19 protein-coding genes, 1 rRNA gene and 1 riboswitch are annotated in these 23,593 nt (G+C 39.1%); of the genes, 15 read left to right on the top strand and 5 right to left on the bottom strand.

Features of this window, described 5'->3' with window-relative positions:
- Both rrf and V3595_RS27345 read left to right on the top strand, forming a co-directional pair.
- Positions 1 to 76, top strand: a 5S ribosomal RNA gene (gene rrf / locus V3595_RS27350); the annotation flags it as partial.
- Positions 77 to 298: 222 nt separating this feature from the next.
- Entirely contained in the window at positions 299 to 1,138 is an 840-nt protein-coding gene (locus V3595_RS27345; RefSeq protein ID WP_485910978.1) for a tyrosine-type recombinase/integrase, read from the top strand.
- 199 nt (positions 1,139 to 1,337) lie between these two features.
- Here V3595_RS27345 and V3595_RS27340 read toward each other — a convergent pair whose 3' ends face one another.
- Complete coding sequence (locus V3595_RS27340) at positions 1,338 to 4,466, bottom strand: efflux RND transporter permease subunit (protein ID WP_485910976.1); 3,129 nt, start codon at positions 4,464 to 4,466, stop codon at positions 1,338 to 1,340.
- Positions 4,467 to 4,655: 189 nt separating this feature from the next.
- Between V3595_RS27340 and V3595_RS27335 the strand changes: the two genes are divergently transcribed.
- The 5 genes from V3595_RS27335 (at position 4,656) to V3595_RS27315 (ending at position 10,410) form a co-directional block, all read left to right on the top strand.
- Entirely contained in the window at positions 4,656 to 5,534 is an 879-nt protein-coding gene (locus tag V3595_RS27335) for a TetR/AcrR family transcriptional regulator (protein ID WP_485910974.1), read from the top strand.
- Between the two features lie 130 nt (positions 5,535 to 5,664).
- Positions 5,665 to 6,558, top strand: coding sequence for a diacylglycerol/lipid kinase family protein (locus V3595_RS27330; protein ID WP_485910972.1), 894 nt, complete (start codon positions 5,665 to 5,667; stop codon positions 6,556 to 6,558).
- Between the two features lie 129 nt (positions 6,559 to 6,687).
- The gene (locus tag V3595_RS27325; RefSeq protein WP_485910970.1) at positions 6,688 to 7,350 is read left to right on the top strand and encodes a hypothetical protein; all 663 of its coding nucleotides are present in this window, start codon (positions 6,688 to 6,690) and stop codon (positions 7,348 to 7,350) included.
- Between the two features lie 14 nt (positions 7,351 to 7,364).
- Positions 7,365 to 8,627 carry an efflux RND transporter periplasmic adaptor subunit gene (locus tag V3595_RS27320; protein WP_485910968.1) on the top strand — a complete coding sequence of 421 codons (1,263 nt, stop codon included), beginning with the start codon at positions 7,365 to 7,367 and terminating at the stop codon, positions 8,625 to 8,627.
- A gap of 202 nt (positions 8,628 to 8,829) precedes the next feature.
- Positions 8,830 to 8,977, top strand: a riboswitch (cyclic di-AMP (ydaO/yuaA leader).
- 173 nt (positions 8,978 to 9,150) lie between these two features.
- Positions 9,151 to 10,410, top strand: coding sequence for a cation:dicarboxylate symporter family transporter (locus V3595_RS27315; protein WP_485910966.1), 1,260 nt, complete (start codon positions 9,151 to 9,153; stop codon positions 10,408 to 10,410).
- A gap of 59 nt (positions 10,411 to 10,469) precedes the next feature.
- Here V3595_RS27315 and V3595_RS27310 read toward each other — a convergent pair whose 3' ends face one another.
- Positions 10,470 to 10,853: a hypothetical protein gene (locus V3595_RS27310; protein WP_485910964.1), complete on the bottom strand. Its 384-nt coding sequence runs from the start codon at positions 10,851 to 10,853 to the stop codon at positions 10,470 to 10,472.
- A complete protein-coding gene (locus V3595_RS27305; protein ID WP_485910962.1) occupies positions 10,853 to 11,212 on the bottom strand; it encodes a class I SAM-dependent methyltransferase in 360 nt (119 codons plus the stop codon). The genes V3595_RS27310 and V3595_RS27305 overlap by 1 nt, the downstream gene beginning before the upstream one ends.
- A 207-nt stretch (positions 11,213 to 11,419) precedes the next feature.
- Here V3595_RS27305 and V3595_RS27300 point away from each other — a divergent pair, with 207 nt between their 5' ends.
- The 3 genes from V3595_RS27300 (at position 11,420) to V3595_RS27290 (ending at position 15,075) form a co-directional block, all read left to right on the top strand.
- A complete protein-coding gene (locus V3595_RS27300; RefSeq protein ID WP_485910960.1) occupies positions 11,420 to 12,202 on the top strand; it encodes a hypothetical protein in 783 nt (260 codons plus the stop codon).
- 256 nt (positions 12,203 to 12,458) lie between these two features.
- Positions 12,459 to 13,541 carry a D-alanine--D-alanine ligase gene (locus tag V3595_RS27295; RefSeq protein WP_402907436.1) on the top strand — a complete coding sequence of 361 codons (1,083 nt, stop codon included), beginning with the start codon at positions 12,459 to 12,461 and terminating at the stop codon, positions 13,539 to 13,541.
- Between the two features lie 151 nt (positions 13,542 to 13,692).
- Complete coding sequence (locus V3595_RS27290) at positions 13,693 to 15,075, top strand: UDP-N-acetylmuramoyl-tripeptide--D-alanyl-D-alanine ligase (RefSeq protein ID WP_485910958.1); 1,383 nt, start codon at positions 13,693 to 13,695, stop codon at positions 15,073 to 15,075.
- A gap of 52 nt (positions 15,076 to 15,127) precedes the next feature.
- Here V3595_RS27290 and V3595_RS27285 read toward each other — a convergent pair whose 3' ends face one another.
- Positions 15,128 to 16,279 carry a PP2C family protein-serine/threonine phosphatase gene (locus tag V3595_RS27285; RefSeq protein WP_485910956.1) on the bottom strand — a complete coding sequence of 384 codons (1,152 nt, stop codon included), beginning with the start codon at positions 16,277 to 16,279 and terminating at the stop codon, positions 15,128 to 15,130.
- Positions 16,280 to 17,639: 1,360 nt separating this feature from the next.
- On the opposite strand from V3595_RS27285, the gene cshA reads away from it, so the two are divergent.
- The 3 genes from cshA to V3595_RS27270 all read left to right on the top strand — a co-directional run bounded on the left by cshA (position 17,640) and on the right by V3595_RS27270 (position 21,257).
- Positions 17,640 to 19,139, top strand: coding sequence for a degradosome RNA helicase CshA (cshA, locus tag V3595_RS27280; RefSeq protein ID WP_364281842.1), 1,500 nt, complete (start codon positions 17,640 to 17,642; stop codon positions 19,137 to 19,139).
- A gap of 188 nt (positions 19,140 to 19,327) precedes the next feature.
- Positions 19,328 to 19,801 carry a PH domain-containing protein gene (locus V3595_RS27275; protein ID WP_402843700.1) on the top strand — a complete coding sequence of 158 codons (474 nt, stop codon included), beginning with the start codon at positions 19,328 to 19,330 and terminating at the stop codon, positions 19,799 to 19,801.
- Positions 19,794 to 21,257 (top strand): PH domain-containing protein, encoded by a 1,464-nt coding sequence (locus V3595_RS27270; RefSeq protein ID WP_485910954.1) that lies wholly within the window; start codon positions 19,794 to 19,796, stop codon positions 21,255 to 21,257. The genes V3595_RS27275 and V3595_RS27270 overlap by 8 nt, the downstream gene beginning before the upstream one ends.
- 26 nt (positions 21,258 to 21,283) lie before the next feature.
- Here the strand turns inward: V3595_RS27270 and V3595_RS27265 are convergent, their stop codons facing one another.
- Complete coding sequence (locus tag V3595_RS27265; protein ID WP_402907448.1) at positions 21,284 to 21,874, bottom strand: rhomboid family intramembrane serine protease; 591 nt, start codon at positions 21,872 to 21,874, stop codon at positions 21,284 to 21,286.
- A 108-nt stretch (positions 21,875 to 21,982) separates the two neighbouring features.
- Here V3595_RS27265 and acpS point away from each other — a divergent pair, with 108 nt between their 5' ends.
- The gene (gene acpS, locus V3595_RS27260) at positions 21,983 to 22,333 is read left to right on the top strand and encodes a holo-ACP synthase (protein WP_137020603.1); all 351 of its coding nucleotides are present in this window, start codon (positions 21,983 to 21,985) and stop codon (positions 22,331 to 22,333) included.
- Between the two features lie 242 nt (positions 22,334 to 22,575).
- The gene (locus tag V3595_RS27255) at positions 22,576 to 23,580 is read left to right on the top strand and encodes a LolA family protein (RefSeq protein WP_485910951.1); all 1,005 of its coding nucleotides are present in this window, start codon (positions 22,576 to 22,578) and stop codon (positions 23,578 to 23,580) included.
- Positions 23,581 to 23,593: the final 13 nt, after the last annotated feature.

Below are 23,593 nucleotides of genomic sequence, written 5' to 3'. Positions count from 1 at the left end.
GGAACACGGCAGTTAAGCTCTTCAGCGCCGATGGTAGTTGGGGGTTTCCCCCTGTGAGAGTAGGACGCCGCCAAGCCATTTAAAAAGATCCGCCATCCGGCTGGTCTTTTTTTGCCGTTGTCAAAAAAGAAGGTTATATGCAGTATACATGGTAGGGCATACTATGGATGCATTTTAATTCCTACTTCTATCTGCATTATCCATATCTGATTAAGACAAAGGGACAGAATTCTTCGTTTCTATAGGGATATATGTTAAACTTAACGTAGTTCTGAAACTGTCATTGGGGGAATAGCCGATGGATACCTCTGCTAAAGATGAAATGATTTTTTCGTTTGCTGAATGGTTGAGAGACCAAGGCAAATCAGCTAATACGATCAAAACGTATACTGGTGTCCTTTCACAGTTTTGTGACCAGACACAAAAGATATTGATGGAGATTCATTCTGAAGATGTTCAGGGTTATCTTGATTATTTAGAAAATTGCAAGAAAAGCCCAGGAACTATCGAAAAACACTATATCGCCTTAAATGTTTTCTTTAAATTTTTAGGTAAACCGCAAGTGATGCTTTCTGTGGAACGTAAGGTTAAGGAGCACAAGTTTGAGGTACCTGAAACTTTAAGCATAAATGAGCAGCAGATCCTGTTAAGAGATATAGAAGCAGAAGGAAACCTAAGAAACATTGCCATCGTCTACCTTTTGTTACATACAGGAATCCGCGTCTCCGAATTATGTGACTTAAATGGCCGCGACGTCATCATGGAAACAGAACGAAATTATATACTTGTCAGGAACGCAAAAGGTGAAATCGATAGATCCGTTCCCCTTACAATATCGGCTATACAGCATGTACAGAATTATCTTCTTTCTTTAAAAGAAAAAGCAGATCCGTTATTCATCTCAAGCTATAATCAAAGGATCACTCCGAGGTCAGTTCAATATATTTTAAAAAAATACAATGTCCATCCACATAAACTGCGACATACCTTTTGCCAAAGGTTAGTGGATAATGGAATAGATATACAAACGATATCCAAGCTTGCCGGTCATAAAGATTTAAACGTAACGAAGCGTTATCTAAAAGAAAAATCGCTGGACCTGGCAAATGCGATAGACCAAACTTTCACCAAACATTAATCCATAGAAAATAAAAGGGAAAGCGAGCTCTTTCCCTTTTTTGTTTATAGATAAGATTTTAAAACAAACAAATTTCCTTGAAAATGACGAATAGGACGTGGGGTCCTGTGCAGTTGTATTTATAAGAGCATATTGTACATTGTTTAATCAAGAAAGAGGGGATTCCTAATATAAGGAATCCCCTCTTTTTTTGATTCTTTTACTTAACTGTTTTTTTCTTCTTTTTCCCTATTTTCATTATGACTTCATATACTACCGGTACTATTACAAGTGTTAGCAATGTAGAACTCACAAGTCCGCCGATAACGGTAATCCCCAAACCTTGTGATATTAATCCACTGCCTTCTGCACCGATTGCCAGAGGTATTAAAGCGCCGATTGTGGCAAGGGCAGTCATCAGGATTGGACGTAGACGGGTGGATCCTGCCTCGAGTAAAGCTTCCCTGGTAGATAGCCCGGATTCTTCATTCTTGATAACACGGTCCACTAATACGATGGCATTGGTTACAACGATACCAATAAGCATTAGGACACCCATCATTGCCGAAACGCTGATGGTCTCACCTGCAACGAATAGCCCTGCCAATGCCCCGATTACCGTAAATGGTAAGGAGAAGAGAATGGCTATTGGTGCTAAACCACCATGGAAAGTAACGACTAGGACAAAGTATACGATAGCAACGGCCGCTAACATAGCGATACCAAGTTGAGTAAATGATTCCTGGATATCTTCCGTCACTCCGCCATAGTCTATAGTGACGCTTGCGGGAAGGTCTAATTTATCAACTTCCTTTTGTACATCTGCTGTTACTGCTGCCACATCATCCGTTTTGATTGTTGCAGACACGTCGGCATAGATTTTTCCATCGCGGCGGCTGATTGTATCGGAAGCTTTGCCTTCTTCGATTTTCACAAGCTCTTTCAATGGGATTTCCATTCCCATTGGAGAAGAAATTTTAGTATTCTCAAGATCTTTTTTGTCTTCGAATGTCGTTTCTTTTGTCTCGACATATACTTTGACTTCTTCTCCATCTTTCTTAATGGTAGTTAAAGCATCATCTTTATTCGTATTGGCAATAGACAAGCCAATTTGTGCAGCTGTCAGTCCAAGGTCACTTAGCTTTTCTTGGTCTGCAACTAAAGTATATTGGTCATAAGCATCGGAAAGACTTGTATCAACATCTTTTAAATCTTTATTTTTCTTCATGATATTTTGAATATCGTCAATTACCGGTTCAATATCTTTTTGTGTATTCCCGTAAACAAATAGAGTGGTTTCGTTGCTTGATGTTGACGTGAATTCTTGTTGTTTCCATGTTCCAGGTGAATCAAGTTCAGTTAAATCTTTTATGACGGTTTCTTTTTTGTCCCCGAAATTTTCGGTGTCTTCATCATAGAGTACATAGAAGAGAGCCGAGTTACTCGAGCCGCCCATCATGCCGCCCATCATGCTTTCACCAAGTGTGTATTGAACGGTCTTCACATCGTTTTTATCCATGAAGTATTTTTCTACTTTTTCTGTTTGCTTTTCAATATCCTCTTTTAACTCTCCAGGTGCGGGAGTGTAAGTGACGATAATCGTTTTTTCTTCATCTGCAGGCATGAAGCTGACACCGATGCTTGGAATCAGGAATAAGCTGCCGACCAATAATACAATGGCTGTACCGAAAGTGATTAACTTATGGTTTAACGACCAATCCAGTGCTTTTCGGTAGAATGCTGATAGTTTGCTTGGTTTTTCTTCATGTGATTTTAATTCTTTTTTAGATAGTCCCTTTTTAAATAAAGAGTCTGCCATTGCCGGAACAAGAGTGATGGCGATTATTAATGAAGCTACTAATGCGAACACCATTGTTAAGGCGAATGGCATGAATAGTTCCCCGACAGGTCCTGTAACGCTGGCTAAAGGCAGGTATACGGCTACAGTAACGATTGTCGATGAAAGGATAGGGATGAACATTTCCTTAGTGGCTGATTGTATTAATTCGCCACCTTTTAATTGTTCGCCTTTTAAAGCCATTCTTCTATAAATATTTTCAATGACGACAATGGAGTCATCGACGACTCGGCCAATGGCAACCGTCATGGCCCCAAGTGTCATGACATTCAATGAAATATCCATTTGTTTGAGCACCAAAAGCGCTGCTAACAGGGATAATGGAATCGAAATGACGGAAATGAGAGTCGTTTTAAAGTTCCTAAGGAACAGCATGATAACAATGACGGCAAACAGACAGCCGAAGAGTGCCTTGCTGATCATTGTTTCAACAGAATCTTTAATCGGTTTAGCTTGATCGAGCGTAGTGTGTACACTTACGCCTTTAAACTCTTCTTTGAAATTAGATGCTTCTTCGTTTACTTCGTCTACGATTGCAACTGTATCGGCATCAGGCGATCTTGTAACCTGGATTCCAATCGATTCGCTACCGTTTGTTCTTGAAATCGATTCAGCCTTACCGGTGATTTTAACATCGGCAATGTCTGATAATTTGACATTTTGCAGTTGGGCAGGACCTGTTGCCATATCAGGAGATGATTGATTGGTTTCCGGTCCGGTTTGTGCTGGCGTTCCTGTTTGAGAGCCGCCGGTTAAAGGTATCTTTATATTTTTCAGGTCTTTTAATGTGGAGATGTTTCCATCCACAACGATCGTTTTTTCTTTATCATCAAAGTTATATATGCCAAGCGGCATGTTGACGTTTGCGGCCTGGATAACCTTCTTTACGGTTTCTTCATCGAGCCCGTATTGAGCCATCTTTTCCTCGTCGAATACAAGGCTGCCTTCATTTACTTGTTGTCCGGAAATTGAAACGGATGTCACGCCGTCAATCCCTTCAAGTTTAGGCACCAACACTTCTTCGACGTTTTTTGTAAGAGCTGGTAAATCAGAACCCTTATCTGTTACACTGAGTGCGACGACAGGAAAAGCGTTTAATTCTAATTTAGAGACGCTTGGGGCATCCACACCCTCAGGCAGTTCTAATTTCTCTAAAGCTTCTTTCACTTCTTTTACAGCGTCGTCCATATCCGTATCATAATCATATTGTAATTGGACGGAAGAGGCATTAGCCATGGACGAAGAACTGACTAATTCGACTCCGGGCAAATTTGTTACTTTCTGCTCAATCTGGTCTGTGAGTTTATCTGCTACTTCTTCAGGTGCAGCTCCAGGATATACAGTGGAGATGCTTATTAAAGGAGTCGAGATACTTGGAATGGTTTCTTGTTTCATGTTTAATCCTGAGTATAAACCAGCTGCAACGATGATGATCGTAAGCAACCAGATTGCCAATTTATTCTTTAATGAAAATTTAATTATTGAATTCAAGCTTGTACCCTCCATATATAAAATTGTGACTATTCGGTCATAGACTCAAATATATAGTATATGGATTATGAATGCAACAGATAATATTCGTTAGTGTTAACGTTGTGATTTCAAGGGTTTTGGGATACAATTTGGAAGATGTGACCCATCGGTCACCAACGGACAATTTTAAGAGATAGGATGAATTTGATGAAAGAAAAAAATAAGATGATCATAGATAAGTCTGTAGAGCTTTTCGCGGAGAAAGGCTATCATGCCACTTCCGTTCAGGAAATTGCTGAAAAATGTGGGATAGCAAAGGGGTCTTTTTATAATCATTTTAAATCGAAGGAAGAATTACTAGTCTCCATTTTTAAATTTTATTATGAAGCGTTGACGGACTCATTGCTTGATCTTGAACTGGATGCTTCATTGTCCAGTAAAGACAAATTCATGAGGCAAATCACTGTTCATATTGAGCATATGACGGGAAATACCAACTTGATTCAAATGATGATGCAGGAACAAATGGTTCATATCAGCAAAGAACTAGATAGATTTTTACATTATATCCATGAAGAGGGCTTGATTTGGTTCAAGCGTAAAATCACTGAGTTATACCCGGGGCTTTCGGCTGATCTTTTGCCGGATTGCACCATAATTTTGGATTCCCTTTTCAAAGGATATATCGGAATATTGATCAGGAAACAAAATGCTTTCGATGTGGAATTGTTACCTAGCTTCATATTGAACCGGATGGATTCAATTATCGCAAGTCTGCAGAACAAGGAAGATCCATTATTGAAACAATTTCCCCTACCAGGATGCTCGATGCGGGATATGAGCCCAAAAGAGGAAATCCATTCGATCATCGTCAGGATGCTGGAAGTGGAAAGACGTAAAGAAGAGGGAATGGTTACACGTAAAAATATGGAAGCTTTAAAGGTAATTCAGGAAGAATTTTCAAAAGCTAGGCCAAGCCCCATCATCTTGGAAAGCCTTTTGTTATTTTTGGAAAAAAATGAAAAAAGAAGTCCCTTGTCTTCAAAGCTTATCTTAATGATGAAGGATTATTTGACAAGTATATGAAAGCTTTACCGAAAGGGGCGTATAGCCTCTTTTTTTATTTGATCTTAATGAGTTTCACAAGCGGGGGTTTAGGAAAAGGTAAAAGTGATAGGAAGAAGACAATTCTTTCAATAATATGGGGGCAAAAATCATGCGATGGAAAAAGGGAATGCTGATTTATAATGAAAATGCCGGTAATGATAAACTCGAAAGGAATCTTGAGGATTGTCTTCCGATAATAGCTCCACATATTGATGAGTTTCTCATTCTGCAAACGAAAGAAAAGGGCGATGCATGCCGTTTTTGCTTGGAATATGGTGAAGACATGGATGTAGTTTTCGTATTAGGAGGAGATGGAACGGTACATGAGTGTGTAAATGGCCTTTCACCGCTTCGGAGGCGGCCGCTGTTTGGGATTTTACCTGGAGGGACTTGCAATGACTTCTCCAGAACATTAAAGATTCCTCAAGATGTTCGTCAAGCTGCGGAAGCATTAGTGAATGGCAAAGTTCGTTCAATTGATATTGGGCATGCCAACAACGATTATTTTTCTAATTTTTGGGGTGTAGGGCTTATTTCAGATGCATCAAGCAATATTGATGAGCAAGAAAAAAGCAGGTTTGGAAAGATAGGATATTTATTAAGTGCTATAAGGACAATTGGCGAGAATGCTCCCTTTTCCTATAAACTAAAATATGATGGGAATGTTATCGAAGGGGAAGCAGTTATGATTTTGGTTTTGAATGGTTGTTTTATCGGCACCAATTTATTGCCTTTTCCCATGATCAGTCCAGAGGATGGACTTTTCGGCGTGGCCATCTTGGAAAATGCAAGCCTTGGTGCATTTTTAGAAATAATAGCGATGAAGCGTTCATGGACGCAAAATATGATCTCTGACTCTGGGGTGACTTATTTACAAGCCGCTACCCTGACCATTGAAACCAAGAGGCCGCTTGATGTGGATATGGATGGAGAGAACTATAGACGAACTCCTGCACGCATTAAAGTCCTTGCCCAACATTTGTCAGTATTAACTCCAAATTAGTATGGCGGATTAAATGTGAATGGGAATGATTATGTGTTTTTTTTGTATATTCATTCCTTATTTCTGCAATTGTTTCCAAAATAAGATAAAATATATGAAGATATATCAATTTTTGCAGGAGGACCACATATGGTGTACCAGGTCAGATTGTTAAAGGGCATTTTAGAGCCTCATCGGAGTCGTTATCAGCTTCAAAATGCAGAGGCAGTCACAAAGCTTGGATTGAAATTACTATTTTTATATTTTCTTAGTCTTATAGTATTCACCATTGGTGGATATTTTGGCATTGGTTCAGAATCATTCTCAAAAGAAATCACGGAGATGAGTGCCGAAGAATTCGAAGCAGCAAAGTTACTGATTTTGAGCGGCAACATAATAACAGGCATAATCGACCCTTCCATATACATATTTTTATCAGCTCTATTCTTTTGGATCGTTACTGATATACCATATATAAAATTAGTCATCGTTCAAATGATTCTTTTTGTTTTGCAATTAGCGGAAAAAACATTACTCATTCCTCTATTCGTTTTAATGGATATAGGCAGCGATTCCAATCCTTTTTCATTGGGGATCATCAGTCAGTATTTTCTCAGAAGTGATTATTTCATTCACTTTTTCAGCGAAATCACCATTTTTCAATTTCTTATTATTGCTCTGCAATATTTTTATTTAAAGGAGTTTTCAGAACGAAATAATTATTTGGTCCTTTTAATGATTGTTCTATTCTATCTGGCCACATGGTTTGTTAAAGCCTTTTTAGCATACATCCAAGTAGGCGTATTTGTATAAGGCGGGTGAAATGAATGAGCGGGAAATGGAAAATGGCGGCGGTCTCCATTGCATCGATAGTGTTAATAACCGTTAACTTATACCTTATTGAAAAAAAAGAAAGCAAAGTGGAACGAACTGTTTTCGTTGAAAACTGGACAAAGGTAAAAAAAGATACAATTACGGATACTATTCAAACAAATGGGGTAATTAAACCTGTAGAAGAGTATGATATCTATTTCGACACCAAGAAAAATGATTTTAAGAAATTCCTTGTTAAAGAAGGCGATGCGATTACGGCTGGCTCCTCGTTGTTTGAGTATACGACGACCGAACTTGATGCTCTTAAAGCGAATTTGGAAGCGGAGAAAACGGCAGCTGAGGGAGAAATTGCAGGGATTGAGGAATACATAGGGAAGTTGAGGTCTTATCAAGGGACCATGACCAGTAATCCTGAAAAAGCAACCATTGATGAATCGGTGGAAAAAAACTTGAATATTGATTTAACAAAAAGTTCCTCAGATCTTATTAAAAGTAACATTGAGCAAGAAATGTACAAGCAGGAACTGGAAAAAAACAGCTTGAATGAAAAAGTGAAAATGCTTGACGCTAAATTAAGTTCAATTGAGGAGCAGTCCAGTGCGATCGTGTCGACGAGTGAGGCTGATGGTGTAGTTAAAAATATCAATAAAAACCTGAATAATCCCATTATATCCATTGTTTCGACAAATATGGCAATTGAAGGGGATTTCTCCGAAGAGGAAATGAAAAAGGCTGAAGTGGGCATGACTATAAAAGCAAGTTCCTCTGATTCAAAAAAGGCATTTAAAGGGACGATAGGCCGCATCCATTCCTATCCCGCTGAAGAGCCGTCATTAAAAAAAGATAACAGATTTCCATTTCAGGCTTTAATCGAACCGGAAGGCGAAGAAACGGAACCTTTGTTGGTGGGATCCAAAGTGAATCTTACTGTAATAAGCAATGAGAAAGCCGGTGTACCCTCCGTTCCTATAGAGGCGGTACATTATCAAAAACAGCCTCATGTTTACAAATTGACTAAAAAAGGCTATGTGGATAAACATTACATCACAAAAGGGCTTAAGGCTGAAGGGAAGCAAGAAATCATAAAGGGACCGTCGGTAGGTGACGTCATCCTCATGGATCCGAATGTGGCAGTGAAGAACCATTCTTATTTTATTACTCCAATTCAATTTGAAAAAGTGAAAACTGCAACTTATAAAAAATTCACCTCTAGGGAAAAAGTAAGATATCTGTTACTTGGCATTTTGGAAAAATAACCGCTTCTTTCATCAAGAGAGGTGATGTCAAATTAGTTATTAATTATATATCAATATAACTTATAATGATTTAAAATTGGGAAGAGTAATTATAGATACAATAGTCTTTAATGCAGAATATTCAGACATATTTAAAGATTTTTTCTAGAACGGATGCGAATAAATATTTACAGATTATCATTTTTAGTATAATATTTTATTATAAGTTAACTCGCTTAATCTTATTCCAAGAACGGGGGACCCATTTTTGTGGATTTTATCCGCTAGGGGTGAATTCAGAAATGAAAGGGCATTTGTGTTTCCAATTCCTAACCCGACAGCTAACCTCGTCAGCGTCTTTAAGGGAACATGTGTGAATATTCACGCCAATAAGAAATCGACACATGAAGTGTCTTTTTTTTCGGCGTAAAGACAGAGTTTTTCAAAAAAAGAAAAATTACTTTCTTTTTATTAGTATCTTGTTTCCCTTACCGAGACAAAAATGTTTTTGCATCAAAGACTTTATGGAAGGTGAGGAAAGTAAATGAAGAAATTCAAATTAAGTTTAGCTAGCCAAATTTTTATTGGTTTAATTCTAGGGATTATCGTTGGTGCCATTTTTTATGGCAGTGAGTCGGCCCAAAACTTTTTACAGCCATTCGGAGACATTTTCCTACGAATGATTAAAATGATTGTAGTACCAATCATTGTGTCAAGTCTTATCGTTGCAGTTGCCGGTGTAGGCGATTTAAAATCAGTAGGTAAACTTGGAGCTAAATCAATATCATACTTTGTTGTGGTAACTATGATAGCGATTGCTGTTGGTTTAATTTCAGCGAATATCATCCAGCCTGGTGTTGGTGTAAATATGGACAAGCTAGAACAAACTGATATTTCTACCTATGTTGATACAGCCGAAACTAAGCAGCATGAATCTTTTGTGGATACAATCGTTCACATTGTGCCATCCAATCCAGTTAAAGCCATGGTAGAAGGCGATATGCTAGCGATCATTTTCTTCTCCGTGTTGTTTGGACTTAGTATTGCGGCCATCGGTGAAAAGGGTAAACCAGTATTCCGTTTCTTCCAGGGTGTAGCTGAAGGAATGTTCTACCTAACTAACATGGTTATGAAATTCGCTCCTATCGGTGTATTTGCACTAATCGGTGTGACTATCTCCAAGTTCGGTTTGGAATCTTTAATTCCGTTAGGAAAGTTAGCGCTTTCTGTTTACGGAACAATGATTTTCTTTGTAGTTGTCATTCTCGGTCTTATTGCAAAATTTGTAGGATTCAATATCTTTACATTGATTAAACTTCTAAAAGAAGAATTGATTCTTGCGTTCTCTACAGCAAGTTCAGAAGCGGTTCTTCCGAAAATCATGGAAAAAATGGAGAAAGCGGGATGTCCGAAACATATTGCTACATTTGTTATTCCGACTGGATACTCTTTTAACCTTGATGGCTCTACATTATACCAAGCGTTAGCAGCTATCTTCATTGCTCAAATGTACGGAATCGAATTAAGCATGTATGAGCAAATTACGCTAATGCTAGTGTTAATGATCACATCCAAGGGGATTGCAGGTGTACCAGGTGTATCTTTCGTAGTTCTTTTAGCGACATTGGGAACTGTCGGTATTCCTGTTGAAGGTCTAGCATTTATTGCCGGTATCGACCGTATTCTTGATATGGGACGTACAGTAGTAAACGTTATTGGTAATTCACTTGCTGCAATCGTTATCTCTAAATGGGAAGGTCAATTCAACCCTCCTTCCAAAAAAGAACTAGAACAAGTTTCTTAATACAAAAATCCAGAGTGTAATGTCACTCTGGATTTTTTTTTGAATTAAAAAGCTCTTCCTTATTTTTGGACGATCCAGAAGCAGCAATCGGAAGAGAAAGCGTTGACATCATCGTTTTCATGGAATAATTCACTTCGATAAAAGCTTTCGATGACTGTAAATCTTGCTTCCTCCAGGCACTCAAGTACTTCAAGTTTAGTTGGGATATGGAGGTAAGTATCTTCTTGAAGCGTCTTTCCGGATGTGAAAATATCCCCAAATTCATAAAGCCTCTCATCTTGTTTACCACCACACCAAATCATTTCCTCTTGCTCCCAGAAGTTCAGGTAATTTTCGTTTTTATCACGGTCATGTGTTGTGAAAATGAAGAGTCCTTCAGGTTTTAAAATACGGTTGATTTCTTTTAAAGCCAATGTGCGGTTTTTTCGCTGGGGAATTTCCATTAAACCATTAAAAGAGAAGATTGCTTTATCGAATGATGATCGTTGAAAGGGAGGTCGGTTGCATCGCCAAGGATAAAGGGTATGTCCAGGTTATATTCATGCGCTATTTTTTCGGCTTCATTAATCATGGCAGGAGTCAGGTCGATTCCCGTTAGATTTTGGAATCCTTTTTTATATAGTGCGAAGGTGGTTCTTCCTGTACCGCATCCGATATCAATGATTGCATCTTCCTTATTTAAATATTTTTCGAATGCATATTTCTCTGATTGCCACAGACCTAATTTTTTAGTTGCATCAGCATAAACGGAAGTGGCTCCATGAAAAGAATTAATGATAAAACCTTTTTCAATTTTATCCATGATTTAATCCTCCAAATCTTCATTATTACTATAATATGGATATTTCGAGTTTGTCGAGTGTGTTCCTTAACATTTGGGTTAATATGGAGTACATGTTTCGCATTATCACATGATGCTGATTAATATTGGGGGTTATATAACTTACGTGAGAACCCAAAAGTTTGGTAAAATAACATTATTGATTAAGAGCTCGGAGGGGGTCAGGTTATGAAGAATGATAGCAATGATATCTTATATATGTATATGCAGGCTTCTGAACGGTTTGTCCTTTTTAATGGACTCAATTTTCGTGAATTCGTCTATTCGCTGCCATATACGTTGGATTCCATCTTATTATTGAAACATGAATTCAATGGCGGGGAATACAATTTGAATGTCCTGCTAGAGAGTGCTTCATCTGAAGATATTGCGAAGCTAGTTAAAGAAAATGTCCGGGCATATGGAGATTTCTGTTGGATCGATTTTGAAGAAAGAGAAGGGTTGGATGAATTGGATGGAAGGGAAATAGCGGAACTATTATATTTAGGGCACGCAAAAACTCATCTGGATCCTCCATTTTTCCGTAAATTGAATAATCAATTTGTGTACCTTGCCCAGGATGACGGCTGGTTCAATAAAATTTATTTTCGTTCTCTTTCGACATATTATATGATGTTAGGAAGCTTGATTCCGCTAAAGCTGGAGCTTTTAAAAGTAGAGAGGACTTGGCTTGGAATCAGAAAGAAAAGAGAGCTGACGGCGATACCGGCAGAAATCATTTCTTCCTTGGCTCATATCCTGGCAGAGGGGCTCGTTTTTTCCTTTCGGCATGTTAAATATACAAGAACGAAAATTGAGATACCGGCATGGGTCGTAGGGGATTATTTAAACATGGATGAAATGCATGATAACTTTTCAGATAGAGATATTAAGGAGCCAGATGCCTTTATTACCTTCAATCGAAAAGAAAGGGTATGGGAAAGCGTTATAAAAAATACATCATTCTCCTGATTATCCCAACTTCTGAGGTTCGTGGATAGGATTATTTGGCACCCATGAATTTTTTAGGTGTAAGACTTACCATCTCATGCATAAAAGATAAGAGAGGGCGACGCACAGGAGTTGCCACAGGATGTGGCGGTTTTAACCTGTGTTCCGTTTATGGTAATCATTGGAAAAGCGCCAATGAAGGAAGTTTCGCTTTAACCATTTTAGTGTAAAGTGATACAATGAACATGGTTAAAAGAATATTGGAGGGTAATAACTCATGAAAACTAAACTTGGTTTGCTTTATGGTGGAAAATCTGCGGAGCATGAGGTTTCTATGCAGACGGCTTTAGCGGTCATTAAAGCTCTCGATTTAGCAAAGTTTGATATATATCCGATTTACATAACAAAAGAGGGTTCATGGATTAATGGACCGAAGTTAACAGGACCTGCCGAGAGTGTGGAGGCTTTGACATTTTCATCGGATAAATCGAGCTCGCCTCTTGCCTTGCAGGCACATTCAACTGATGAAAATAGTGAATCAACAGGGTATGACGTAATTTTCCCGTTGCTTCACGGACCAAATGGAGAAGATGGGACCGTGCAAGGGATGCTGGAACTATTGAACCTTCCTTATGTAGGGAATGGCGTTTTGGCTTCATCAGCAGGAATGGATAAGGTCATCATGAAAAACATTTTTGCCCAGGCGGGACTTCCTCAAGTCAAATACACTTGGTTCATTCGTTCTGAATGGGAGAAGAATACTGAAAGTGCCATTAAAAAGGTAGCGGATGAATTGGGTTACCCTTGTTTTGTCAAACCTGCCAATTTAGGCTCCAGTGTCGGTATCAGCAAATGTAATGATGCTGATGAACTGGAAAAAGCGGTAGCGGAAGCTTTCCAATTCGATCGGAAGATCATCATTGAAGAAGGGGTCGTAGCTCGTGAACTCGAGTTTGGAATACTTGGTAATGATGAACCGTCTTGTTCGGTGGCAGGCGAAATCATCCCTAAGAAAGATTTTGCCTTCTATGATTATTCAGCAAAATATGTTGACGGTAATTCTGCAATGGTCATTCCAGCGGAGATAACTGAAAGTGAGTATGCAGCTTTATCCGAAATGGCCATTACTGCCTTTAAGTCATTGGATTGCTCTGGATTGGTTCGCGCTGATTTCTTCTTAACGAATGAGGGGCAAATCTATATTAATGAAGTGAATACAATGCCTGGGTTTACTCCTTTCAGCATGTTTCCGTTATTGTGGAAGCACACAGGTGTCGACTATCCAGCGTTAATTGAAAAACTCGTGAAACTTGCCTTGGAACGTCATCAGGAAAAACAACAAATCAAATATACAGTTTGATCATGCAGGTAATGTATCAGTAAACTCCACAATCCATCAAGCATTGATATGATGGATTCCATTCAGCAGGAACCGGTGCGATTTAAACTGGTTTCTGCTTCGTTTGGTTAAGGAGAGCGATTAACGGTTCGATGAATGTAGGAGGAACAAAATGATAAAGAGAACGTTAAAACAAGTACATGAAATGGCAGAGGGATTGAATGATATCAGTCCATTCCAGTCCAAAGGAATTAATGGGGTTACCATCGATTCAAGAACGGTTAAGGAAGGATGTTTGTTCATTCCGCTTAAGGGTGAGCAGGTTGACGGCCATCAGTATGTCAAGCAAGCTTTAGATCAAGGAGCTGCGGCTTCTTTTTGGCAAAGGGATGTTCCGAATCCTCCTGATGATTTACCGATAATCATTGTCGAAAATACCGAGAAAGCGCTTCAGCAATTGGCGCGTTCTTACCGTCAGCAGTTGAATATAAAAGTCATTGGGATAACAGGCAGCAACGGTAAGACGACTACGAAAGATATGACGGCTGCACTGCTGGCCACTACTTATAAAGTTCATAAAACAAATGGAAACTTCAATAATCATTTAGGTTTGCCACTAACAGTGCTTTCTATGGCAGAGGATACTGAAGCGGCTGTGTTGGAAATGGGAATGAGCAGCCGCGGTGAAATCGAGTTCTTATCCAAAATGGCAAAGCCTGATGTTGCGATCATTACCAATATCGGTGAATCACACTTATTGGATTTAGGATCACGCGAGGAGATCGCGAATGCGAAGTTGGAAATTGTCGAAGGTTTGGCGAAAGATGGAACGCTGATATATCATGGTGATGAACCATTGCTCCGCAATCGTATCAAAAAAGATTTTCCTGATTTAAACGTAATATCTTTTGGACGTACGGAACAAAATGATTTATATCCACAGACCATTAGCCAAGGGGCAGACAGTACCACGTTTACAATCGCAAGCGGTGATAAGGAAATCAATTATGAGATACCCGTTTTAGGCAATCATAATGTTCTTAATGCGTTGGCAGCAATCTTGGTTGCTAAAGAATTCAATGTGGATGATTCAGCAATCCGTAAAGGTCTGTCGACCATTCAATTAACGAATATGAGGATGGAATTGGTCGAGGGCGCGAAAGGGCAGAAAATCATCAATGATGCGTATAATGCCAGCCCAACTTCAGTTAAGGCAGCAGTGGAGTTGGTTGAGGGCTTATCTGGATTCGAGAAAAAGATACTTGTATTGGGAGACATGTTGGAGTTAGGGCCACAGGAAAAAGACTTTCATTTGAAAATTGGTGAATTGATTTCCAGTGAGCGGATCGATAAGATCTTCACATATGGTCCTTTAGCCGAGTTTATTGCCAAGGGAGCGAGCAAGGCTTTTTCATCGGAGCAGGTTCGTCCTTTTCAAGATAAGCAAAAGCTTATAGAGGAACTAAAATCGTCCACACAGGAAAATGACATCATACTTGTTAAAGCTTCTAGGGGCATGAAGCTGGAGGAAGTCGTTCAAGCTCTGCAAAAATAAAAAAACATAGATAAGGCCGTTTCTTTTTTTTGAAACGGCCCTTTTATCGTGCTTAAAAAAGTGTCCCGGCAATAATGCAGATGTCATCGTTAATGACTGAATGCCTCATCCTTGAGACCAATAGCTCCTGAAGAAGGTCTTGTGTATCGAGATGGACATTTTCGATGAATTCCCTTTCGATATGGTCAGATCGGTCAATGGCGGAAGGTAGGGGCGTTTTAGAGAGTCCATCTGTATAGATGATGAAACGGCTTCCTGGTTCATACTGAAAGACTATTTTTTTAATGGGCAATTCGGGAATCAGTCCGTGTGGGACGGCTCCTTCGTTCAAATTGAGAATTTGATTGGTGCATGGGGAATACAAAAAAGCTGAAGGAAGTCCGTAATTAACATATTCGATGAGCCGATCCTTTGTATTCACGTATGCGATGAAGGCAGTAATGCGAGCATGGTTTTTGTTTTCCCGATTAACTCCTTGAAATAAATCCCGCATTAGTTTATCCAGTTCCTTTGTTATGAAAATGGGGTCTTTTACACGTTTGATAAGGTCGGGGATCAATGTGCGTATGGACATGTTTATAAGTGCTGTATGAATGCCCTTTTCGAATACATCGATCATTATGAAGCCGTATATCCTGTCATCAACCTCCGTCCAGTAAAATAAATCCCCTGACAGTTCACTTGAAGGCTGGGAAAGCCCTTTGACCTCTATATCTTCATTATTGATCGACAAAGGTAAACCTGAAAGTTGAATGCCCTTTGCAATTCTCAGGCTCCTTGCTGATTTTTGGTGTATCATTTCAAGCTCTTGCCCCTTCATTTTTGCCGAAAACAGTTGCATGCTGATGTTTCGGAGTGACTTTAATTTAATCCGGATTTCCGCTGAATCGGCAGGGACCGCCATGGTTTCATAAAAGGTCTTTTCTGGTAAGGCCGGAGGGGTCTCCATTCCTGAAGTGCGTTTGTAAATGAATAAGATAGGGATTTCGTGAGATTCAGCCAAGGCGAACAAAGAAGTTTGCTGCCAAGAGTCTTTTGATATGTGTAAAGGTAAAATAAATAATGATTTCATTAAGTCTGTTGAATTCTTGAATAGATGACTTTGATTGAGTGGATCTTCCAAAAAGGTGACTTTCTTGTTCATTTTCTTTAAGATTCGACCAAAATCCTTACATAAAGGAACATCTATTGTGAATATGTTCATATAACCCCCCGTTATTTTGTTGATAGGTCAATCATACTGCATTTAGACTTATTTGCTATAATTTTTAAGCAAAAAGATGGAATTTTCAAAAATCAAATGCTCCCATATACCTGTAAATTCAATGGGAATTCATGATAAGTCCTTTCTTTTTCCAACGGGGGCACCGTGGAAGGGTGTTCATCATTAAAACTTATCCTTCCTAAAAAAGGTTTGTTGAAACTATTTGATTTAAACACATATCATATATAAATGGATGATCGTTTTGTGAAAAATTTAAATGGATACAGTAAGTCGACAAGAGGCCGGAATGCTCCCATCCCGAACCATGATTTTAACAGGACTAGGTTACTGTTTTGTGAAATCCTCCTAACTGGATTTCTGAAACTACTGGAACGGTTTTTAAATAAAAAAACTGTAGGCAAACTCGCTTTCTTCGAATTTGTCTATGTTTGAATCCACTTACGCATAAATGGATATAGTAAAACGGTGATCCTATTGATGAAATAATCAGTCCATGTGTTTTTTAGCCCATTATTGAATGAACAAGCCATATTCTTACTCAAAAGTGTCACAGCTGCATATTTAACAGGAAGAAATGACTAATTTCTTCATTTTTGAAACGGTCTAAAGTTTTTAGTAACTCTGAATGGGGAGATATCCTTTATTGCATTAACAGTTTGAAAATGGTAATATGAGTATGAGTTTAAATGTCTTATCATTGATGATTATTTAAAATTAATCAGGTTGAGGCAACAAAATTGTATGTTCTTACATGTTTCATGAGTTCATTCTTGAGATTATTTTAGATTAAATAGGCCTCGCGTCTGGTCATATATAAAAGCTGCATCTCTTGGCGGCTTTAGTAGCTATTGGGAATCAAAGCCGCATTTTAGCGCTTTTCCACTTCTGCAAATCCTCAACGCACCGGGCCTGTTTTGTATAAGAATCTTGGCTCTCGTCAAGTTTTGTTCATACAGCCTTTTTAAGTCTGATGAATAATAGGTGCAGCAGCCCTCACCTGAATAAAACGGTGAAACATCCGTTTATGCTACTTTTAATTTTCCATATTGAATTTAATTTTGGTTACATGTACTTTTAAAAAGATGAGCGTATGTTAATGATAAGTTTACACGTGCGCGAAGTTAAAAATGCCAGTGAATGTCCGTACTGGTATATTTCCTTTTTAAAAAATCATATTGAGTTCATTTGAACTAAAAGGCAGACATACTTTTAGGTGATAATGATAAACTTTTTATAAGAGATAAAGTAGAACATCCGTCATGATGATGAGGATTTGAACTAAACATCTGTGCATGATATGCACGTGTAAATTTACGATATAAAAAGGAGTACGAAAACATTGACATTGTTTAGCGAATTAGGATTAGATAGAACGTCCATGAAATCAATAGAAAAAATGGGATTTGAGGAAGCGAGCCCGATTCAATCCCAAACGATACCTCTAGCACTTGAAGGTAAAGATATAATCGGTCAAGCGCAAACAGGAACAGGTAAAACAGCAGCATTCGGTATTCCATTGATGGAAAACATCGATATTAATAACGAAAACGTGCAAGGGATCGTCATTGCACCTACACGTGAGCTAGCCATTCAAGTTTCCGAGGAGCTTTTCAAGCTTGGTTACGGAAAACGCGCTCGTGTACTTGCGGTTTATGGTGGACAAGATATCGACCGTCAAATCCGTGCTTTAAAGAAAAAACCACATATTATCGTTGGTACGCCTGGTCGTCTTTTAGACCATATCAAACGTAAAAATATCAAATTAGGCGGAGTTCATACTGTAGTTCTTGATGAAGCTGATGAAATGCTTAACATGGGATTCATTGAGGATATCGAATTGATCCTTTCAACGGTTCCTGATGAAAGGCAAACATTGCTTTTCTCAGCTACAATGCCTGATCCAATCCGTAAAATTGCTGAAAGATTCATGCAGGAACCCGTTCTTGTACGTGTAAAAGCAAAAGAAATGACAGTGGATCGTATCGAACAATATTACTTGGAGTTAAAAGAAAGTGAAAAATTCGATACACTTGCACGCCTTTTCGATATTCAAACACCGGATCTTGCGATCGTCTTCGGACGTACGAAACGCCGTGTAGATGAATTGGCATCTGCATTGAATATCCGCGGTTATATGGCTGAAGGCATTCATGGTGACCTTAGCCAGGCAAAACGACTTTCTGTATTGAAAAAGTTCAAAGACCGCAGCATCGATGTGCTCGTTGCTACTGATGTTGCTGCACGTGGACTTGATATTTCCGGCGTTACTCACGTATACAACTTTGATATTCCTCAAGATCCGGAAAGCTACGTTCACCGTATTGGACGTACAGGACGTGCAGGTAAACATGGTATAGCCATTACGTTTGTAACACCAAGAGAAAGAGGCCAACTGCATGCAGTTGAACATACAACGAAAAAACGTATGGAGAAACTTAAGACACCTACGTTAACTGAAGCGTTGGAAGGTCAACAAAAAGCAGTAACGGAAAAAATCCTTAATACAATTGAGAATGAGGATTTAACTTTATACCTTGGTCAAGCGGAAGAATTATTACAAAAACATAGCGCAGCGGATTTAGTTGCAGCCATGCTTAAATCAATGACAAAAGAACCGGATCAAACGCCTATCAAGTTAACGGAAGAATCTCCATCTCCAATGCGTCGCAATCGCGGAGGAAGCAGTTCTTCTGGCAACAGACAGCGCAATGGCCGCAGTTCTTCAGGCAGAAAAGATTACGGTAGCGGATCAGGGAAACGCCCAAGCACGAACCGTAAATCGAATGGTTACGGGAACCGTAGCACGAGCCAAAAAAGAGAAAAAACGAATAAGATTTAATTGAATTGGAAATGCCGCTCATTTGAGCGGCATTTTTTTATGTGTATCTCCAATGCGATGGTATCCGAATGCTCATAGCCTTTGTTTGAAAAGGGGTTAATTTCCAGTATTTAATTATAGTATAATGGATGAAAGCAAGGATGGATGATGATTCAATTAGCATTACCTGTCCGGAAGAGGAGAAGCACATGGAACCTGAAAATCGTATATCGAATAAGGCCTTGACCGTATGGAAAATCAGTGGTCTTATAAGCTGTTCAATAACCTGGATTATAAGCATTGCCGTACTCGTGCTTACAATCATTTTTGATTGGACATATTGGGTGTTTGGAGCGTTGATCATAATTTCAATAATCCAATCCTATCTGGCCATCTTTCTGATTCCGTCGGTGAAATGGAAGAGGTGGCGTTACGAAGTAAGAAATACTGAAATTGATATCCAAAGTGGTATTTTCGTCATTAAAAGAACACTCATCCCCATGATAAGGGTTCAGCATGTTGAAACGAAGCAAGGGCCATTATTAAGAAAATACGATTTAGCCTCCGTTGAAATTTCCACTGCAGCGACCCTTCATGTTATCCCTGCCTTGGACCTTGCAGAGGCAGATGAATTGCGGCATTATATTTCGAGAATGGCAAGTGTGGAGGAAGAAGATGTCTGATCCTAAAAGGCTTCACCCCATAGCTGTATTGCTTAACATCATTAAATCGATTAAGGAGTTAGTCATCCCTTTTTTATTAGTGGTCGTCATTCCTGGTAAGAATGAAGGAATTCCTGGATGGATACAACCGCTGGTCATTGCCATTATTATACTTTTACTGATAGGCATTTCATTCCTTCAATGGTTACGTTTTACATATCGCATAGAAGAGGGCGAATTCAGAATTGAGTCCGGGGTATTCGTAAGGAAGAAACGGTATATAAAGTTTGATCGGATCCATAGCATAGATATATCAGAGGGCATAATCCAGAGGATATTCAGCCTGGTGAAGCTGAATATTGAAACGGCAGGCGGGTCTCAGGCCGATGCCGTATTATCAGCCATAAGCAAAAGTGATGCGGAACGAATCAATGCTTATATAAGTGAAGAAAAAAATGCGAAAAATCCTTTTGATAAGGATAAAGATGAAGTTGCGAATAAAGAATATACAGCTAAATCGTCTTCCGTTTTTAAGCAGACATTGCCGCAGCTATTCGTTATGGCTGCCACTTCGGGAGCGGTAGGTGTCTTCCTATCTGGGGCAATCGCTTTTATTTCACAGTTCGATGAAATGATACCTTTTGAGAGGATATTTAAGGATTATGAAGAGTTTATTGAAATGGGGACCATCATTCTGACCTTGTTTGCCCTGGTGGCTTTACTGGTGGTTTATGTACTGGCCACATTAAGTATGGTAATTAAATATGCTTCCTTTACCGTGTTAAAAACGGATGAGGAAATCGTTATTTCCAGAGGGTTTCTCGAGAAAAGACAGCTGACAATCCCTATCCATAAAATTCAAGGTATCCGGATCATGGAGAATTTGATTCGAAAGCCATTGGGATTGGCGACGGTTTATATTGAATATGCTGGAGGCAGTATGGAAGATAAAGAAAGTCTATCCATCATGCTGTTCCCTTTAATCAGGAAGAGGCATTTACATGAAAAAATCCTGGAAATTTTACCGGTTTATGAAACAACCACTGAGATGACACCGATACCTAAGCGTGCACTTTCCCGGTATGTGTTTCGTAAGTTTCTGTACCTCATCCCGATCATCGGTGCCTTGGTATGGTTTTTCAGACCTTGGGGTTATCTATCTCTTTTGCTTGTACCGTTGGCGATTTTTTGGGCTTACATGCAATATAGAGATGCAGGATGGAGCATAGATGGGAATTTGTTGCTATTGAGCAGCCGTTTTTTCTCGAAGCAAACATTGATCATGCAGAGAAGCAGAATTCAATCAATCACATATAAAAAAAGTTGGTTTCAAAATCGAAAAGAATTAGCAACGATTTCAGCATCGGTCAAATCAGGAATCACCTCCCGGGTCGGCATGGTTGCTGATGTGGCAGAAAAGGATTGCCTAATAATTAAATCATGGTATTTACCTAAAAAAGCAGTCGACTCCCAGTGATTGAAAGGAAGAGTCGGCTGTTTGTCCTACCATTTTTTTCTTAAATATAATGGAGCTGTTAAAAAGCCGGTTGCCAGTCCAGCCAAATGACCGATAACGTTGATCTGCGGTTGAATGAAGGTCATGATGATGGCAATTCCGGTCAGTGTATATACTGTATTTCTTTCGTTGTTCGTAAAATTGGTTTTATTGAAAAGTACAAGATATAGAAAGGATCCGAGTAAACCAAAAATTGCTCCGCTAGCACCTACGTGGTTATATGTCAGTGGGTTAATTAGAAAGGTTGCGATATTGGCAAGGATACCTGTCGATAAAAAGAAGATTGAAAACTTGACGGTTCCAAGTAATTTCTCTAGGAATGGACCGAAGATGGCAAGTGAGAAGCCGTTAAACAGTAAATGTGTAAACGTGCTATGTAGAAAGATGGGGGTGATCAATCGCCACCATTGTCCATCAGCGATGTATAAGTTCACTCCTGCGCCATAATAAAAGAGTACATTGCCGGGAAATATGGGGAAGAGGACAAGAACGAATACAATCATCATAATGAGTATGAGCACAGTAACAGCTCGATATGAATTTGCGTATTCGCGGAAGGTTTCTGTTCTTGTAAACATAAATTCCTCCTTATTATCGTTTTTAATTAAATACAATATTATCATTTTCAGGTAAAAGAGTCCTCCTAATGATATGCAGCTTATTAAATTAATAGAAGAGGTGTCAAAGTGATTAAAGGTATAGGCGTGGACATTACTGAGTTGGATAGAATGGAAACACTGATTAATCGGCAACCCCGTTTAAAGGAGCGTATATTAACAGAAAGGGAAATCTTGATTTTCGAAAAGTTAAATGGAAGAAGGAAGGTCGAGTATTTTGCTGGGCGTTTTGCGGCAAAGGAGGCTTTTTCAAAAGCAAACGGTACAGGGATCGGTAAGCACTTATCCTTTTTGGATATTGAAATCATTTCGGATGATAAAGGAAAGCCGATGATTTCAAAGCCGTTTTCTGAAGGGGTCCATCTTTCGATTAGCCACAGCCGGGATTATGCGGTTGCTCAAGTCGTAATTGAAGGGTAATGGAGTTTTGTCCAATCGGGTCATAAACCTTTAGGTTGTCTCATATACATTTAGTGCTATAGGGAGACAAGGCCCGGTAAAAGGTACATGGCAGAGTAGGTGCTCTCGAAAAGTTTTTAGCCGGACTGAGAATGGGTTCGTGTCTAAAACACCGAGGAATCTAAGACATCAGTCGAGCCAATGTCCGGATCCTGCCTTTTCCTCTCCCTTTTACGTTCAAATGACAAAAAGGGGTTGAAAAGATGAAGAAGATGGTAATGCTTTTTGCAGGGATCATGCTCTTGCTTGCTCTTTCTGCTTGCGGCCAAAAATCACAGAGTGACGTAGTGAGTGAATTGAATGAGAAGCTTGGCGAAATGAAAGGATATAAAGCTAACGCGAAGATGACATTGAAGATGGGGACGGAACCTCAAGTGTATAATGTGGAGATTTGGCATAAGGACCCTTCTTTTTACCGCGTAAATCTGAAAAATGAAGAGAAGGATCAAAGCCAGATGATTTTGAAAAATGATGATGGTGTATATGTTCTGACGCCAGCTTTGAATAAAAGTTTTAAATTTCAAAGCGAGTGGCCGGAGAACAGCAGTCAGGCCTATTTGTTCGAGTCGTTGGTGAAAGACATTACGGAAGATAAAAGTGCGACATATAAAGAAACGGATAAACATTATGTCTTTGAAACGAAAACACGCTACCAAAACAATAAAATGTTGCCATTTCAAGAGATTACTATAAACAAAAAGGATTTATCCCCAGTCAGTGTAAAAGTCATGGACCCTGATAGGACCGCATTAGTACTAGTTGAATTCTCGAAAGTTAAATTCGATACGACTTTTGATAAAGATTCATTTGATATGAAGAAAAACATGACAAGTGCACAACTTGAAGCACCCGTTATGGCAGAAGTCCAAAATGAAGGATTTGCAGTGAAATACCCCGAAAATATTGGTGATATGAATTTAACGGAAGAAAAAGAAATTACGACGGAAAAGGGAGAACGTGTCGTTTTGACCTATGAGGGTACAAAAAGTTTTACATTAGTTCAGGAAAAAGCTGAGGTAGTTCAAACTTCCGTTTCGACGAATGTGAATGGAGAACCGGTTGATTTAGGTTATACTGTCGGGGCCATGACAGGAAATACGATTGCATGGACTTTTGAAGGTGTCGATTATATGCTTGCATCAAAGGATTTGAAACAGGAAGAGATGATAGAAGTCGCCCGTTCGGTTGGGGAAGAACCAGTCAAATAGGATTACATAACAA

The sequence above is a fragment of the Bacillus sp. CFBP9009 genome, from assembly GCF_036541465.1.
In the GTDB taxonomy this organism is placed as follows: Bacteria; Bacillota; Bacilli; order Bacillales; family DSM-1321; genus Peribacillus.
Note: the sequence above shows the minus strand (reverse complement) of the source record. Positions and strands in the feature narration are given on the sequence as shown.